The 14,496-nt window shown below is 65.7% G+C and carries 14 protein-coding genes; 3 read left to right on the plus strand and 11 right to left on the minus strand.

The window, feature by feature from the left end; translation table 11 throughout:
- Positions 1–30: 30 nt before the first annotated feature.
- From purB to ACYJP6_RS20055, 5 genes are all read right to left on the minus strand, one after another.
- Positions 31–1,401 carry an adenylosuccinate lyase gene (gene purB / locus ACYJP6_RS20035; RefSeq protein ID WP_459477182.1) on the minus strand — a complete coding sequence of 457 codons (1,371 nt, stop codon included), beginning with the start codon at positions 1,399–1,401 and terminating at the stop codon, positions 31–33.
- Positions 1,402–1,488: 87 nt separating this feature from the next.
- Positions 1,489–2,109 (minus strand): high frequency lysogenization protein HflD, encoded by a 621-nt coding sequence (gene hflD, locus ACYJP6_RS20040; RefSeq protein ID WP_459477184.1) that lies wholly within the window; start codon positions 2,107–2,109, stop codon positions 1,489–1,491.
- Positions 2,106–3,215, minus strand: a complete 1,110-nt coding sequence (gene mnmA, locus ACYJP6_RS20045; protein WP_459477186.1) for a tRNA 2-thiouridine(34) synthase MnmA — start codon at positions 3,213–3,215, stop codon at positions 2,106–2,108. The genes hflD and mnmA overlap by 4 nt, the downstream gene beginning before the upstream one ends.
- 1 nt (position 3,216) lies before the next feature.
- Positions 3,217–3,669, minus strand: coding sequence for an NUDIX hydrolase (locus ACYJP6_RS20050; RefSeq protein ID WP_459477188.1), 453 nt, complete (start codon positions 3,667–3,669; stop codon positions 3,217–3,219).
- A 129-nt stretch (positions 3,670–3,798) separates the two neighbouring features.
- Complete coding sequence (locus ACYJP6_RS20055; protein ID WP_459477190.1) at positions 3,799–6,030, minus strand: NADP-dependent isocitrate dehydrogenase; 2,232 nt, start codon at positions 6,028–6,030, stop codon at positions 3,799–3,801.
- A 412-nt stretch (positions 6,031–6,442) separates the two neighbouring features.
- Here ACYJP6_RS20055 and ACYJP6_RS20060 point away from each other — a divergent pair, with 412 nt between their 5' ends.
- Positions 6,443–6,652 (plus strand): hypothetical protein, encoded by a 210-nt coding sequence (locus tag ACYJP6_RS20060; RefSeq protein ID WP_145008979.1) that lies wholly within the window; start codon positions 6,443–6,445, stop codon positions 6,650–6,652.
- Between the two features lie 426 nt (positions 6,653–7,078).
- On the opposite strand, the gene ACYJP6_RS20065 is transcribed toward ACYJP6_RS20060, so the two are convergent.
- The 3 genes from ACYJP6_RS20065 to ACYJP6_RS20075 all read right to left on the minus strand — a co-directional run bounded on the left by ACYJP6_RS20065 (position 7,079) and on the right by ACYJP6_RS20075 (position 9,348).
- Complete coding sequence (locus tag ACYJP6_RS20065) at positions 7,079–8,545, minus strand: inorganic phosphate transporter (protein WP_459477193.1); 1,467 nt, start codon at positions 8,543–8,545, stop codon at positions 7,079–7,081.
- Positions 8,546–8,627: 82 nt separating this feature from the next.
- The gene (gene queD / locus ACYJP6_RS20070; RefSeq protein WP_144959173.1) at positions 8,628–8,984 is read right to left on the minus strand and encodes a 6-carboxytetrahydropterin synthase QueD; all 357 of its coding nucleotides are present in this window, start codon (positions 8,982–8,984) and stop codon (positions 8,628–8,630) included.
- Between the two features lie 106 nt (positions 8,985–9,090).
- Positions 9,091–9,348, minus strand: coding sequence for a DUF1652 domain-containing protein (locus tag ACYJP6_RS20075; protein ID WP_145008975.1), 258 nt, complete (start codon positions 9,346–9,348; stop codon positions 9,091–9,093).
- Between the two features lie 113 nt (positions 9,349–9,461).
- Here ACYJP6_RS20075 and ACYJP6_RS20080 point away from each other — a divergent pair, with 113 nt between their 5' ends.
- Entirely contained in the window at positions 9,462–10,079 is a 618-nt protein-coding gene (locus ACYJP6_RS20080; protein WP_459477194.1) for a hypothetical protein, read from the plus strand.
- Here ACYJP6_RS20080 and ACYJP6_RS20085 read toward each other — a convergent pair.
- The 3 genes from ACYJP6_RS20085 to ACYJP6_RS20095 all read right to left on the minus strand — a co-directional run bounded on the left by ACYJP6_RS20085 (position 10,034) and on the right by ACYJP6_RS20095 (position 13,696).
- On the minus strand, positions 10,034–11,905 hold the full coding sequence (locus ACYJP6_RS20085) for an ABC transporter ATP-binding protein (RefSeq protein ID WP_459477196.1): 1,872 nt from the start codon (positions 11,903–11,905) through the stop codon (positions 10,034–10,036). The genes ACYJP6_RS20080 and ACYJP6_RS20085 overlap by 46 nt on opposite strands.
- A gap of 282 nt (positions 11,906–12,187) precedes the next feature.
- Positions 12,188–12,739 (minus strand): peptidylprolyl isomerase, encoded by a 552-nt coding sequence (locus ACYJP6_RS20090; protein ID WP_145008972.1) that lies wholly within the window; start codon positions 12,737–12,739, stop codon positions 12,188–12,190.
- 66 nt (positions 12,740–12,805) lie between these two features.
- A complete protein-coding gene (locus tag ACYJP6_RS20095; protein ID WP_459477199.1) occupies positions 12,806–13,696 on the minus strand; it encodes a LysR family transcriptional regulator in 891 nt (296 codons plus the stop codon).
- Positions 13,697–13,869: 173 nt separating this feature from the next.
- On the opposite strand from ACYJP6_RS20095, the gene ACYJP6_RS20100 reads away from it, so the two are divergent.
- Positions 13,870–14,460 carry a DUF3060 domain-containing protein gene (locus ACYJP6_RS20100; protein WP_459477201.1) on the plus strand — a complete coding sequence of 197 codons (591 nt, stop codon included), beginning with the start codon at positions 13,870–13,872 and terminating at the stop codon, positions 14,458–14,460.
- Positions 14,461–14,496 lie beyond the last annotated feature (36 nt).

Consider the following 14,496-nt stretch of genomic DNA (forward strand, 5'->3'; position numbering starts at 1 on the left):
GCCGACGCGCAGCAGATCGTGGGCAGGTTCTCAGACCCGACGGGCCTGCTCGGCAGCATTACCGATATAGCCGGCCGGGGTCAGCTGGCGCAGTTCGGCCTTGGCCGCCTCGGGGATTTCCAGGCCATCGATGAAGTCCTGCAGGGCGCTGGCGCTGATGCCCTTGCCACGGGTCAGCTCCTTGAGCTTCTCGTAGGGGTTGGCCACGCCGTAGCGACGCATCACGGTCTGCACCGGCTCGGCGAGGACTTCCCAGCAGGCATCCAGGTCTTCGGCGATGCGCGCGGCGTTCAGTTCCAGCTTGCCGATGCCCTTGAGGGTGGCTTCGTAGGCGATCACGCCGTGGGCCAGGCCGGTGCCCAGGTTGCGCAGCACGGTGGAGTCGGTCAGGTCACGCTGCCAGCGGGAGATCGGCAGCTTGCTGGCCAGGTGCTGGAGGATGGCGTTGGCGATGCCCAGGTTGCCTTCGGAGTTCTCGAAGTCGATGGGGTTGACCTTGTGCGGCATGGTCGAGGAGCCGATCTCGCCCGCGACGGTCTTCTGCTTGAAGTAGCCGAGGGAGATGTAGCCCCAGACGTCCCGGTCGAAGTCGATCAGGATGGTGTTGAAGCGGGCGATGGCGTCGAACAGCTCGGCGATGTAGTCGTGCGGTTCGATCTGGGTGGTGTAGGGGTTCAGGGTCAGGCCGAGGTCGTCTTCGATGAAGGTGCGCGCATTGGCCTCCCAGTCGACGTCCGGATAGGCGGACAGGTGGGCGTTGTAGTTGCCCACCGCGCCATTGATCTTGCCCAGCGGGCGGATGGCGGCGATCTGCTCGATCTGGCGCTCCAGACGATAAACCACGTTGGCCAGTTCCTTGCCCAGGCTGGTGGGGGAGGCGGGCTGGCCATGGGTGCGCGAGAGCATGGGCACGTCGGCGAAGCGGTGGGCCAGCACGCGGATCTCGCCGGCGATCTGGCGCATCAGCGGCAGCAGCACCTGGTCGCGGCCTTCACGCAGCATCAGCGCATGGGACAGGTTGTTGATGTCCTCGGAGGTGCAGGCGAAGTGGATGAATTCGCTCACCGCGGCCAGCTCGGGCAGATTGGCGACTTCTTCCTTTAGCAGGTACTCGATAGCCTTGACGTCGTGGTTGGTGGTGCGCTCGATGTCCTTGACCCGCTGCGCCTGCTCGACGCTGAACTCGGTGGCCAGCTTGTCCAGCAGGGCATTGGCCTCGGCGGAGAAGGGTGCGACCTCGGGAATGCCCGCGTGGGCGGCCAGGCGCTGCAGCCAGCGGACCTCGACCTGGGCGCGGAAACGGATCAGGCCGAATTCGCTGAAGATGGGGCGCAGGGCGGCGGTCTTGCCGGCGTAACGGCCGTCGATGGGCGATACGGCGGTGAGCGAGGAGAGCTGCATGGGCATTCTCTTGGTAGCGGGGGAGAAAGGGGCGGAATTCTACACGCAAAGGCCAGGGCTTTAGTACCGCCACCGGCCGGTCCGGGATCAGGCGTTGCGCAGCGGGTAGAGGTTGTCGAGCAACTTGCGGCGATTGAGCACCAGCTGCCAGCGATGGCCGCCGAGCTGGCGCCACAGGCGGGCCGAGCGAATGCCGGCCAGCAGCAGGGCACGCACCCGCGAGGCGGTGGCGGATTGCTGCAGATAGCGCATTTCGCCGTGCACCTGGATGCGCTGCTTGAAGGTGCTCAGGGTGTCCTCGTAGAGACCCCCGCAGGCAGCGATGACGTTCTCGTGGGCGACACCGAAGTGCTCGACCTGGGACTGGATCTGGGTGAGGCGCCGGCCGATGAGGTCGAGCAGGTCGCCGCGCTTCTCCAGCTTGCGTTCCAGGGCAGTCATCGCCAGGGCATAGCGCAGGGGCTCGCGCTGCAGGCTGTTGGGATTGCGCTCCAGGGTGCTGGAAAGCGCGCCGAGGCCCTCGCGCAAGGGCGCGACATGGCCGCCGTAGACCTCCAGGGTGCTGCCCGGATCGCGCACCAGCAGGCTGCCGAGCAGACAGGCGAGGGGTTCTTCCGCGACCTGGCCGGTGCGTGCCAGCTGGTCGACCAGCACGGCGGCCTGGAAGACGCCGCCCAGGGCGATAAGTTGTTCCTGGGTGCGATTCATGCGGCGGGCGCCTCGGCGCAGGCGGGTTGATAGTGTTCGATCACGCCGCCGCCCAGGCAGACGTCGCCGTCGTAGAAGACCACCGACTGGCCGGGGGTCACGGCGCGCTGGGGTTCGTCGAAGACCACCCGGTAGCCGGCGCCCTGGCGCTCGATCTGGCAGGGCTGGTCCTGCTGGCGGTAGCGCACCTTGGCGGTGAGGCGCCGCGGTTGGGCGAGGTCCAGGTCGTTGACCCAGAACATCTCGCCGACGGTCAGGGCTTCGGCGAACAGCCAGGGATGGGCATTGCCCTGGCCGACGACCAACACGTTGCGGGTCAGGTCCTTGCTCAGCACGTACCACGGCTCGTCACCGGCGTCCTTCATGCCGCCGATGCCCAGGCCCTGGCGCTGGCCGATGGTGTGGTACATCAGGCCATGGTGCTGGCCGATGACCTCACCGGTGGTGGTCTCTATGGCGCCTGGCTGCGCCGGCAGGTACTGCTTGAGGAAGTCGCTGAAGCGACGCTCGCCGATGAAGCAGATGCCGGTGGAGTCCTTCTTGCGCGCGGTGGCCAGGCCGTGCAGCTCGGCGATGGCGCGGACCTCGGGCTTTTCCAGTTCGCCCACTGGGAAGAGGGTGCGCGCCAGCTGCTCGCCACCCACGGCGTGGAGGAAATAGCTCTGGTCCTTGTTGGCGTCCAGGCCCTTGAGCAGCAGGGTCTGGCCGTCGACGTCGCGACGGCGCACATAGTGGCCGGTGGCGATCAGGTCGGCGCCCAGGGCCAGGGCGTAGTCGAGGAAGGCCTTGAACTTGATCTCGCGGTTGCAGAGGATGTCCGGATTCGGCGTCCGGCCGGCCTTGTATTCGGCGAGGAAGTGCTCGAAGACGTGATCCCAGTACTCGGCGGCGAAGTTGGCCGTGTGCAGCTTGATGCCGATGCGGTCGCAGACCGCCTGGGCGTCGGCCAGGTCTTCCTTGGCCGTGCAGTACTCGGTGCCGTCGTCCTCGTCCCAGTTCTTCATGAACAGGCCCTCGACCTGATAGCCCTGCTCCTTGAGCAAGAGGGCCGAGACCGAGGAATCCACTCCGCCGGACATGCCGACGATGACGCGGGTGCCGTTCACTTCAAAAACCTCTCATATCTACGATCATCGACAGGGGATAGCGGTGCCCGACCAGATACTTCTCGATGGCGTCCAAGACCAGGGGGCTGCGCAGCCGGGCCTGCTCGGCGCGGATCTCGTCGAGGGTCAGCCACACCGCACGGGTGATGTCGGCGTCCAGGGCGCGCTCCGGCTGGTGGGCCAGGGGGCGGGCATGGAAGGCCGTGCGATAGTAGGTGACGCCATTGGCCGGGGCGACATAGAGGCCGATGCCGATCACGCCCAGGATCTCCACCTGCCAGGCGGTTTCTTCCAGGGTTTCGCGCCGCGCCGCCTCGATCAGGCTCTCGCCCGGCTCCAAGTGCCCGGCCGGCTGGTTAAGCACCAGGCGACCCTGCTTCTCTTCTTCCACCAGCAGGAAGCGACCGGCGTCTTCCACCACGGTGGCCACGGTGACGTGGGCGTGCCAATCCATCTCGGACTCCGCTATCGGTAATAGCGCAGTATACGCCTTAAGCTTTGCGTGCCCCAAATGCAGCGAACCCCGGCCGGGGCCGGGGTTCGCTGTGATCACCCATTCAGGCTGCAGACGCAGCCCTCTGGCTCAGCCCTTGAGCTGGGCCAGGGCGGCGTTGAGCGTGGCGCTCGGACGCATGGCCTGGCTGGCCTTCGCCTGGTCGGGATGGTAGTAGCCACCGATGTCCACCGGCTGGCCCTGGACGCCATTCAGCTCGGCGACCACCTTGGCTTCGTCGGCGGTCAGCGACTGGGCCACTGGCGCGAACTGGGCCTTCAGTTCGGCGTCGTCGTTCTGCTCGGCGAGGGCCTGGACCCAGTACAGTGCCAGGTAGAAATGGCTACCGCGGTTGTCCAGTTCGCCCGCCTTGCGCGACGGCGACTTGTTGCTGTCGAGGAACTGGCCGTTGGCCTGGTCCAGGGTCTTGGCCAGTACCTTGGCCTTGGCGTTACCGGTGGTCTCGCCCAGGTGATTGAGGGATTCGGCCAGGGCCAGGAACTCGCCCAGGGAATCCCAGCGCAGGTGGTTTTCCTGCACGAACTGCTGGACGTGCTTGGGCGCGGAACCGCCGGCACCGGTCTCGAACAGGCCGCCGCCGTTCATCAGCGGGACGATGGACAGCATCTTGGCGCTGGTGCCCAGTTCCATGATGGGGAAGAGGTCGGTCAGGTAGTCACGCAGGACGTTGCCGGTCACCGAGATGGTGTCCTCGCCCTTGCGGATGCGCTCCAGGGAGACGCGAGTGGCTTCCTCGGGCGCCAGGACGCGGATGTCCAGGCCGTTGGTGTCGTGGTCCTTGAGGTAGCGCTCGACCTTGGCGATGACCTGGGCGTCGTGGGCACGGTTCTGGTCCAGCCAGAAGATCGCCGGGGTGCCGCTGGCACGGGCACGGTTGACGGCGAGCTTGACCCAGTCCTGGATCGGCGCGTCCTTGGTCTGGCACATGCGCCAGATGTCACCGGCTTCCACCGGATGCTCGAAGACCACCTTGCCCTGGTCGTCGGTCACGCGCACGGTGCCGTCGGCGGGGATCTGGAAGGTCTTGTCGTGGGAACCGTATTCCTCGGCCTTCTGCGCCATCAGACCGACGTTCGGCACGCTGCCCATGGTGCTGGGGTTGAAGGCGCCGTGCTGCTTGCAGTCCTCGATCACCACCTGGTAGACGCCGGCATAGCAGCGGTCGGGGATGATGGCCTTGGTGTCCTGCAGGTTGCCTTCGGCGTTCCACATCTTGCCGGAGTCACGGATCATGGCCGGCATGGAGGCGTCGACGATGACGTCGCTCGGCACGTGCAGGTTGGTGATGCCCTTGTCGGAGTTGACCATGGCCAAGGCCGGGCGCTGGGCGTACTGGGCGTCGAAATCGGCCTTGATGGCGGCCTGGGTGGCTTCCGGCAGGCTGGACAGACGGGCGTAGAGATCGCCGATGCCGTTGTTGCGGTCGAAGCCAGCTTCCTTCAGGGCGGTCTCGTGCTTGGCCAGCACGTCCTTGTAGAACTCGCCGACGATGACGCCGAACATGATGGGGTCGGAGACCTTCATCATGGTGGCCTTCAGGTGCACGGAGAACAGCACGCCCTGGGCCTTGGCGTCTTCGATCTGGGCGGCGATGAAGCTCTGCAGAGCCTTGCGGCTCATGGTCGAGGCGTCGACGATCTCGCCGGCCTTGACCGCGGTCTTCTCTTTCAGGACCTTGCTGCTGCCGTCCTTGCCGATCAGTTCGATCTTCAGGCTGCCAGCGTTCTCGATGGTGGCCGAGCGCTCGCTGCCATAGAAGTCATGGGCGTCCATGTGGGCGACGTGGGACTTGGAATCGGCGCTCCAGGCACCCATGCGATGGGGATGCTTGCGGGCGTAGTTCTTGACCGACAGGGGCGCGCGGCGGTCGGAGTTGCCTTCGCGCAGGACCGGGTTCACGGCACTGCCCTTGACCTTGTCATAGCGCGCCTTGACGTCCTTTTCCTTATCGTCCTTGGGTTCGTCCGGGTAGTCCGGCAGGGCATAGCCCTGGCCCTGCAGTTCCTTGATCGCGGCCTTGAGCTGCGGCACCGAGGCGCTGATGTTGGGCAACTTGATGATGTTGGCTTCGGGAGTGGTGGCCAGTTCGCCGAGTTCGGCGAGGTGGTCGGAGATGCGCTGCTCTTCCTTCAGGTACTCGGGGAAGAGGGCGATGATGCGGCCGGCAAGGGAGATGTCACGGGTTTCGAGGGCGACGCCGGACGAGGCGGTGATGGCCTCGACGATGGGCAGCAGCGAATAGGTCGCCAGGGCGGGCGCTTCGTCGGTCAGGGTGTAGATGATCTTCGACGTGGTGGACATGTCTTGCTTTAACTCCTCTTTATCACAGCTGTGGCGCGAAGCCGGGCGAGCGAGGATCGACCCTTGAGTCGATAGACGCCCCAAGAAGGCGTTATCGGGCCGCGCATCAGGCGCGGCGGCGATGGACGGGTCATGCGACAAAGCGTCGCTGCGGAAATTGCGCGGTCGGCCGATATAGCCAGCGGAACCGGCAGGGCCTGCAGCGACCCGTCAGTCGCGGGAGTATATCAGCGCGACGCCTGGCGTGCATTCATGCCGCGGCGGGAGGGCGGGAGTGGCAGGAGGTTGGCGCCGACCTGACTTTCGCAGACGGCCAAGGCAGGTCAAGAGGCTTGACCAATCGTCGTCTGGCGCTGCACGGAAGTTGCTTAAGGGACTAAACTATTGTCCCTCTAAATCTCATGAGGTCGTTATGAAAACCAAGGACAATGCGTCCAAGAGTCGTTCCTGGGCCATCGTCGGGCTGGAAACGCTCGTCATCGTCGCCCTGTCGCTGTACATCGCCTTTGGCGTTGGCCTGTTCATCAAGCACCACTGCTGGGACACCCTGACCCCGCAGCAGCAAGACCAGATCCTCGAGCAAATGAGCCGCAGCGCTCAGGAAAATACCCTGCTCACCTGATTCGCCCGAATCAATTCCCTTCGAATAACGACAAGAATCCACCCTTTTTCCCCGCGCGCTGCCACGGCGTCGAGGGCGCTTCGTCACGCCTGGTGTTCGACCTCGTCAGCAGGCCAGGTGCTTGCGCGTGGTGACAGGTGCGGACGGCAGTTGCCTCGGCATCGCCCGGGAGGTATCCGTGAGCGGGCGGGACCGACGGGCCAGGCGCAGCATGGCCCAGAGTATGGCCAGCGACAGGGCCAGCCAGCCAAGCACGAGAAGAAGGATGTAGGTCGCAGGAGTCATTGACGTTCACCGTACGGCTGTCTCGGAAAAGGTGTCGCTGCTGGACACACTTCTCTAGACACGTCAATAGCGGAGCTGTTCGGGCGTTCCCGACGAGGGGTGTAGCCGGGCGATGCGGCTGCATCGCCCGGCCAGGCTGGATCAGAGGAACAGGTGGGCCAGCCAGAACAGGCCGGCGGACAGCGCCATGGAGGCGGGCAGGGTCAGCACCCAGGCCATGAGGATGTTGCGCACCGTGCTGCCTTGCAGACCGCTGCGATTGGCGACCATGGTACCGGCCACCCCTGACGACAGGACGTGGGTGGTGGAGACGGGGAGGGCGAAGACGTTGGCCATGCCGATGGCGGCCACCGCCGTCACCTGGGCGCTGACGCCCTGGGCGTAGGTCATGCCCTGGCGGCCGATCTTCTCGCCCACCGTCAGTACTACGCGGCGCCAGCCGACCATGGTGCCGATGCCCAGTGCCAGGGCGACGGCGATGATGACCCAGAAGGGGGCGTATTCGGTGGTGCTGGTGAGGTCCTTGCGCAGCCGACTGAGGTCGTCGCGGTCCCGGGCCGTCAGCACCGGCAGCTTGCTGACCTTCTTGGCGGTGTCGTCCAGGCACAGCAGGTAGCGCCGCACCTGCTGGCGATGGTCGTCGCTCATGGCGCGGTAGTCGGTGATGCCGTCCAGGTCGGCCAGCAGCGCCTTAAGCGTCGGCACGGTCATGTGCGGGGCGCAGCGGAATTCCTGCGGCAGGTCGCGATTGCCCGGTACCTCGGCAAGGAACTCCTTGAGGTTGTCACCCTGGCGGTCATAGAACTGCCCCAGGTGGATGGCAGCGTCGCGGGTGCGCTCGATCTGGTAGGTCGTGCTGTCCAGGTCGAGCACGAACTTGGCCGGGACGATGCCGATCAGCACCAGCATGATCAGGCCGATGCCTTTCTGGCCATCGTTGGAGCCGTGCACGAAGCTCATGCCCATCGCCGAGAGGACCAGCATCAGCCGGTTCCAGAAGGGCGGGTGCTTCTTGGCATCCAGCTCGCGGCGCTGCTCGGGCGTCTTGTGCATCTTCGACAGCGGTCGCCAGCGCTTGAGGGCGATGAGCAGCAGGCCGGCGACGGCGAAGCCCGCCAGCGGCGAGAAGATCAGCGACAGGCCGATGTCGATCGCCTTCTGCCAGTTGACGCCTTCGCTCATCGGGATGCCGGTCAGCAGCGCGTTGGTCACGCCCACGCCGAGGATGGAGCCGATCAGCGTATGGGAGCTGGACGCCGGGATCCCGAAGTACCAGGTACCCAGGTTCCAGGTGATGGCCGCGGCGAGCAGAGAGAACACCATGGCCAGGCCGTGGCCGGTGTTGACGTTGATCAGCAGCTCCACCGGCAGCAGGTGGACGATGGCATAGGCCACGCCGACGCCGCCGAGCAGCACCCCGAGGAAGTTGAAGATGCCGGAGAAGAGCACCGCGAGATGCGGCGGCATTGCCTTGGTGTAGATCACCGTGGCGACGGCATTGGCGGTGTCGTGGAAGCCATTGATGAATTCAAAGGCCAGCACGAAGGCCAGGGCCAGGACGAGGCTGATGGCGACCCAGGCGTGGAGTCCGCTGAAAAGTTCGAACATGGGGATACGTCGACAGTTGGCAGGCGCGAATTATGGCAGAAAAATGACTGCCGCCATCGCCGCCTTGAATGGGAGGGGCGATTTAGTCGCCGCGGTAGATGCAGCCACAGGTGCAGGTCTCATGCACGCGAACCTGGCTGAGCTCGGGCAGCTGGGGCTTGAGTTGCTGCCAGATCCAGCGGGCGAGCACTTCGCTGGTGGGGTTCTCGAGCCCCGGGATGTCGTTCAGGTAGTGATGGTCGAGACGCTCGTAGAGGGGTTTGAAGGCGGCCTTGATGTCGGCGAAGTCCCGTACCCAGCCGGTATGGGGATCGACCGCGCCTTCGATGTGCAGGCCTACCTTGAAGGAATGCCCATGGAGGCGTCCACACTTGTGACCCGCCGGGACATTGGGCAGGAAGTGTGCGGCTTCGAAAATGAATTCTTTGAAAATTTCCACGATAACCACTCGCGTTGGGCCACGGTGTGTGGCGGCTGCGGGGCGGCAGTCTACCAGCTCGACACCGCCTTGCCGAACCTTGCCGCGGAGTCGGCGGTCCGGGTCGCTAGCCGGGCATCGACCAGGGCGCCAGACGGTGGCCGTCACGCGCCAACTCCAGGCGCGTCTGCTCGATCAGGGCGGCGAGATGGCCGGCGTGGCTGTACTGGCTGCGGGCGACGTGGGCGACCGAGGCCAGGACCTGGCTGCCATCGGTCACCGCCAAGGAAAAGCTGGCATCGCTGGGATCCTCGCGGACCTCGCCGCGCAGCGGCAGAAAGGCCTGTTCGACGATGTGGACGGCGTGGGCGAGCTCGATCGGCATGGGGACCTCCTGGGGACGTGACCTGCAATAGAGGCCGGCCAAGGGAGAAAATTCTGATTTGCCTTCGCCGGCCGGCTTAGGCAGTCTCCCGGTCTTTGTCCGGACGTCTGCCCATGCGCACCTCGAATCCTCGTACCTTCTGGGCCCTGGTGGGCCTGGCCGTCGCCTTCGGCCTCGCTGGCCTGATCGGTAATCGCGTGGGCTGGGAGCGGCTGGAGATCGGCTATCGGACGGTGCCTTCGCCCAGTGGGCTGGACATCGGCGTGGCTGGCCAGGTCATCACCGGGTTGCCGTCGCTGTGCATCGCCCTGGCGCTGGTCACGGTGGTCACCGCCTTGATCATCCGGGGTGGCCAGCGCTTTCGCGCCCGGCTGCCGCTACCGGTGACGGCGGCCATCGTCTGGCTGCTGCTGGCGCTGCTGCTGGTGCTGTTCTACCCCAGCACCCTGGCGTTCCAGTGGGAAAACCATCGCGGCGCCGCCGACATCGACTTCTATGTGCTGCAGGATCGCCCCGGTTCCTTCCAGGGCTCGGCGCAGAAGAGCCAGCGGCTGACGTATTACCGCGACTGCGGCAAGGCCGGGCAGGCGGCCTGCCCGGTGTTCGAGTGCGTGGTGGAGCGGCGCAGCTGGCTGGGTGGCCTGCAGAAGATCCAGGGCTTCTATCCGGGCCTGGACCAGGAGCGTCAACTGGAGCTGCTGCGCACCCGCTGCCTGCCCGGTACGCCATGACCGACGAAACCGCCGGTCTGGTGGCGCCATAGGCGGGCATAGAGGCCGTTGTAGGCGAGCAGTTCGTCATGGGAGCCCATCTCGACGATCTGGCCACGCTCCATGACTACCAGGCGGTCCATGCGCGAGATGGTCGACAGCCGGTGGGCGATGGCGATCACCGTCTTGCCTTCCATCAGGGTTTCTAGGCTTTCCTGGATAGCCGCTTCCACCTCGGAGTCGAGGGCCGAGGTGGCTTCGTCCAAGAGCAGGATGGGCGCATCCTTGAGCAGGGTGCGGGCGATGGCGATGCGCTGGCGCTGGCCGCCGGAGAGCTTGACGCCGCGCTCACCCACCTGGGCGTCCAGGCCGGTACGGCCATGGGCGTCGGTGATGCGGGCGATGAAGTCGTCGGCCTTGGCCTTGCGCAGGGCGGCGTGCAGTTCTTCATCGGTGGCTTCGGGGCGGCCGTAGAGCAGGTTCTCGCGGATCGAGCGGTGCAGCAGCGAGGTGTCCTGGGTGACCACGCCGATCTGGCATCTCAGGCTTTCCTGGGTGACCTGCGCGATGTCCTGGCCGTCGACCAGGATGCGGCCGCCCTCCAGGTCGTAGAGGCGCAGGAGCACGTTGATCAGCGTCGACTTGCCGGCGCCCGAGGGGCCGACCAGACCGATCTTCTCGCCGGGGGCCACGTCGAGGGTGAGGCCTTCGATGATGCCGGCGCCCTTGCCGTAGTGGAAGTGGATGTCCTCGAACAGCACGGCGCCACGGCTCACCTGCAGCGGCTTGGCATCCGGGGCGTCGCCGACCTGGCGCGGCTTGGCGATGGTGCTCATGCCGTCCTGCACCATGCCGATGTTCTCGAAGATGCCGTTGACCACCCACATGATCCAGCCGGACATGCTGTTGATCCGAATCACCAGGCCGGTGGCCAGGGCGATGGCGCCGACGCTGATGATGCCCTGGTGCCAGAGCCACAGCGCCAGGCCCGTGGTACCGGCGATGAGGAAGCCGCTGAGGATGCTGATGGTCACCCCCATGGCGGTGATCAGGCGGGCCGCGCTCTCGGCTTTTTCCGTCTGCTCTTCCATGGCCTGGCGGGCGTACTGCTCTTCCTGCGCCGAATGGGAGAACAGCTTGAGCGTGGAGATGTTGGTGTAGCCGTCGACGATCCGTCCGGACAGTTGCGAACGGGCTTCCGAGGCAATGGCCGAGCGCTCCTTGGTCTGGGGCACGAAGTACCAGAGCGCGATCACGTAGCCGATGATCCAGAGGATCAGCGGCACCATCAGCCAGACGTCGGCCTGGGCGAATAGGATCAGCGAGGTGACGGCGAAGATCAGCACGTGCCAGATGGCATCCACCGCCTGCACCGCCGAATCGCGCAGCGAGACGCCGGTCTGCATGATGCGGTTCGAGATGCGCCCGGCGAAGTCGCTGTGGAAGAAGCCCAGGCTCTGCTTGAGCACGTAGCGATGGTTCTGCCAGCGGATCAGGGTGGTCAGGCTGGGGGTGATGGTCTGGTGCACCAGCAGGTCGTGCAGGCTAATGAACAGCGGGCGGATGACCAGGGTGACGACGGCCATCCAGATCAGGATGCCACCGTGCTCCTGGAAGAACACCGTGCTGTTGGGCGCGCTGCCGGCCAGGTCGACGATCTGGCCGATGAAATTGAATAGGGCGACCTCGACCAGGGCGCCGATCAGGCCTACTACCAGCAGCAGGGCGAAGGCCGGCCAGGCCTGCTTGAGGAAATGCAGATAGAAGGCACCGACGCCGGTGGGCGGCATTTCGTCGGGAGCTTCCCGAAACGCATCGATGATGCGTTCGAAGCGGCGAAAGATCATGCGGGGTCCTTGTAGAGGGGAGACAGGGTCTCGCGTCGCCGAGAGGAGGGACCGCGCCACTTGGACTGGACGACCGCTGGGGGATGGCCCAGTGGGACGGGTCGATTCAGAGCCTGTCCAGGATCCGCGGCGCGTCAGCCAAGCCAGGATTGAAATGCCCGGGAAGCTCAGCGCCCGGCGGGACGCCCAGTTACCCTGGGCGACCTCGAGCGCGAGTCCGATTAGCTCCTTCGGGCATTTTCGTCTGGTTCGGCGCCAGCCCGCGCGCCCATGAACAGTCTCTTACAGGCGTTTGGCAGCGAGAATCATGACCGGTTCACGGGGAATGTCGCGCAGCATCCCCTGGCGGGTGGTCTGAACGCCGGCGATCTGGTCAACGACCTCCATGCCGCGTACCACCTTGCCGAACACGGCGTAGCCGAAATCCCGCGAGCCATGGTCGAGGAAGGCATTGTTCTCGACGTTGATGAAGAACTGGCTGGTGGCGGAGTTGACGTCCGAGGTGCGGGCCATGGCCAGGGTGCCGCGCAGGTTCTTCAGGCCGTTGTCGGCCTCGTTCTTGATCGGTGCCTTGGTGCGCTTTTCCTGCATGTCGCGGGTGTAGCCGCCACCCTGGATCATGAAGCCGGGGATGACCCGGTGGAACAGGGTGCCCTTGTAGAAGCCGCTGTCGACGTAGCCCAGGAAGTTCTGGGTGCTGACCGGTGCCTTGGTCGCATCCAGCTCGACCTCGATATCCCCCTTGTTGGTGCTGATGAGCACGTGCGGATTGTCCGCGGCCCAGGTGGTGGAGGCGACGAGGAGGGCGCAGGCGGCAAGCAGGGCTTTGAACATGGTGGATCCTTCAGTGGGCAGAGACGACTGGCGAACGATAGCAATCCGGCCGACGCCCCGCCACGGTCAGCGCGGCAGGGCGTGCTTGCGCAAAAGGCTCATGAGGATCTGCGACGCCGGGCCGAGTTCGTGCTGGCGGGTCTTGTACAGCTGGAAGGGATGGAAGCGGTGCGCCCCCTGTTCCAGCGGCAGCGGCTTGAGCAGGCCGGCGTCGAGATCGGTCTGGATGGCGTCTCGCGGCAGCCAGGCGAAGCCCAGGCCGTCGCGCAGGAAGGTGGCCGCGGTGCTGATGCTGCCCACCGTCCAGCGCTGTTCCGCGGCCAGCCAGCCGGTGTCCCGCGGTTGGGCGCGGCCGCTGTCGCGGATGACGATCTGCAGTTGTTCTTCCAGATCGGCGGTCACCAGGGTGCGCCGCAACAGGTGCAGGGGATGCTCGGGATGGGCGACGGCAACGAATTCCACCGTGCCCAGGGAAGCGCCGAGGTGTTCGGCGATCACCAGGCCGGTGATCGCCAGGTCCGCCGAGCCGTCCAGCAGGGCTTCTTCCACGCCGGACAGCACCTCTTCGCGCAGACGTATCCGGCAGCCTCGGCTCTGGGGCATGAATTCGCGCAGGCAGAGCAGCAGCGGCCGGGTCGGGTAGGCGGCGTCGACCACCAGGCGTACCTCGGATTCCCACCCCTGTTCCATGTGGTAGGCGAGTTCCTCGAGCTGGCTCGCCTGCTGCACCAGGCGCCGCGAGCGGCGCAGGAGTACCGCGCCGGCGTCGGTCAGGACGGCGCGCCTACCTTCCAGGCGCAGCAGCGGGACCCCGAGCTGTTCCTGCATGCGGGCGACGGTATAGCTGACCGAGGACTGGGAGCGGTGCAGGACCTCGGCGGCCTGGGCATAGCCGCCGTGGTCCACGACCGCCTGCAGGGTTCGCCACTGATCGAGGGAAACGCGAGGAGTCTTCATCGAGCGCTCTATGACCGCGAAAGGGCGCATGTTAGAGCCTGAGCGCCCAATGGCAAAACGCGGTGTCCATCACGGCCTTAAAAAATGTCCTCCGGCGGGCCAAATATCCGGCGGGCGCGCCGCTCAAAGCCTGCCGATGAGTTTTCCCACTCTAGGCAAGACAAGGAGTCTCCATGTCGTCATTCAAGGCGTTGCTGGGTTGCTGTCTGCTCGTCGCTCCCCTGTTGGTCCATGCCGAGGAGCAGGCGTCGGCGGCCGGCGAGCCCCTCGAGATCGAGGGCATGAACATCACTCGAACCGTCGACTGCCATGGCCAGGACGTGTCCCTGTCCGGCGAGGGCAATACCCTGACCCTGAAAGGTCAGTGCGGTGAGGTATCGGTCTACGGCAGTCACCACCGGCTGGTGGTCGACAGCGCCCGGACCCTGAGCATCCACGGCCTGGGTAGCGTCACCACGGTCAAGGGTGCGGTCGAGAACCTCAGCATCGGTGGTGGCTACCAGCAGGTGCAGGCCAATGTGCGCGGTGGTGAAGGCCTGGCCAAGGTCGATGCCTATGGCTACGGCGCCAAGGCCCGCCTGACCCTGCTCAGCCAGGCCGACATCGCGGTCGGTGGCTCCAACCAGCAGGTCTACTGGTCGCGGGCGGCCGGCGTCGCCGAGCCCAAGACCCTGGTCTCGGGCGCGGACAATGTCCTGCAGGCCAACCAGTCGGTGGCCGCGCTCACCGGCGGTGATCCGTCCGGGATGAACGCCACCCGCTGAGTCGGGCGGCGGCAGGGCTTTTCCTCGGGCGGCGGG

It is taken from the genome of Pseudomonas sp. No.117 (assembly GCF_054558395.1).

Coding starts and splice junctions, on each gene's coding strand:
- purB (WP_459477182.1), bottom strand. CDS start 1,401: ATGCAGCTCTCCTCGCTCACCGCCGTATCGCCCATCGACGGCCGTTAC.
- hflD (WP_459477184.1), bottom strand. CDS start 2,109: ATGAATCGCACCCAGGAACAACTTATCGCCCTGGGCGGCGTCTTCCAG.
- ACYJP6_RS20050 (WP_459477188.1), bottom strand. CDS start 3,669: ATGGATTGGCACGCCCACGTCACCGTGGCCACCGTGGTGGAAGACGCC.
- ACYJP6_RS20055 (WP_459477190.1), bottom strand. CDS start 6,030: ATGTCCACCACGTCGAAGATCATCTACACCCTGACCGACGAAGCGCCC.
- ACYJP6_RS20060 (WP_145008979.1), top strand. CDS start 6,443: ATGAAAACCAAGGACAATGCGTCCAAGAGTCGTTCCTGGGCCATCGTC.
- ACYJP6_RS20065 (WP_459477193.1), bottom strand. CDS start 8,545: ATGTTCGAACTTTTCAGCGGACTCCACGCCTGGGTCGCCATCAGCCTC.
- ACYJP6_RS20075 (WP_145008975.1), bottom strand. CDS start 9,348: ATGCCGATCGAGCTCGCCCACGCCGTCCACATCGTCGAACAGGCCTTT.
- ACYJP6_RS20080 (WP_459477194.1), top strand. CDS start 9,462: ATGCGCACCTCGAATCCTCGTACCTTCTGGGCCCTGGTGGGCCTGGCC.
- ACYJP6_RS20085 (WP_459477196.1), bottom strand. CDS start 11,905: ATGATCTTTCGCCGCTTCGAACGCATCATCGATGCGTTTCGGGAAGCT.
- ACYJP6_RS20090 (WP_145008972.1), bottom strand. CDS start 12,739: ATGTTCAAAGCCCTGCTTGCCGCCTGCGCCCTCCTCGTCGCCTCCACC.
- ACYJP6_RS20095 (WP_459477199.1), bottom strand. CDS start 13,696: ATGAAGACTCCTCGCGTTTCCCTCGATCAGTGGCGAACCCTGCAGGCG.
- ACYJP6_RS20100 (WP_459477201.1), top strand. CDS start 13,870: ATGTCGTCATTCAAGGCGTTGCTGGGTTGCTGTCTGCTCGTCGCTCCC.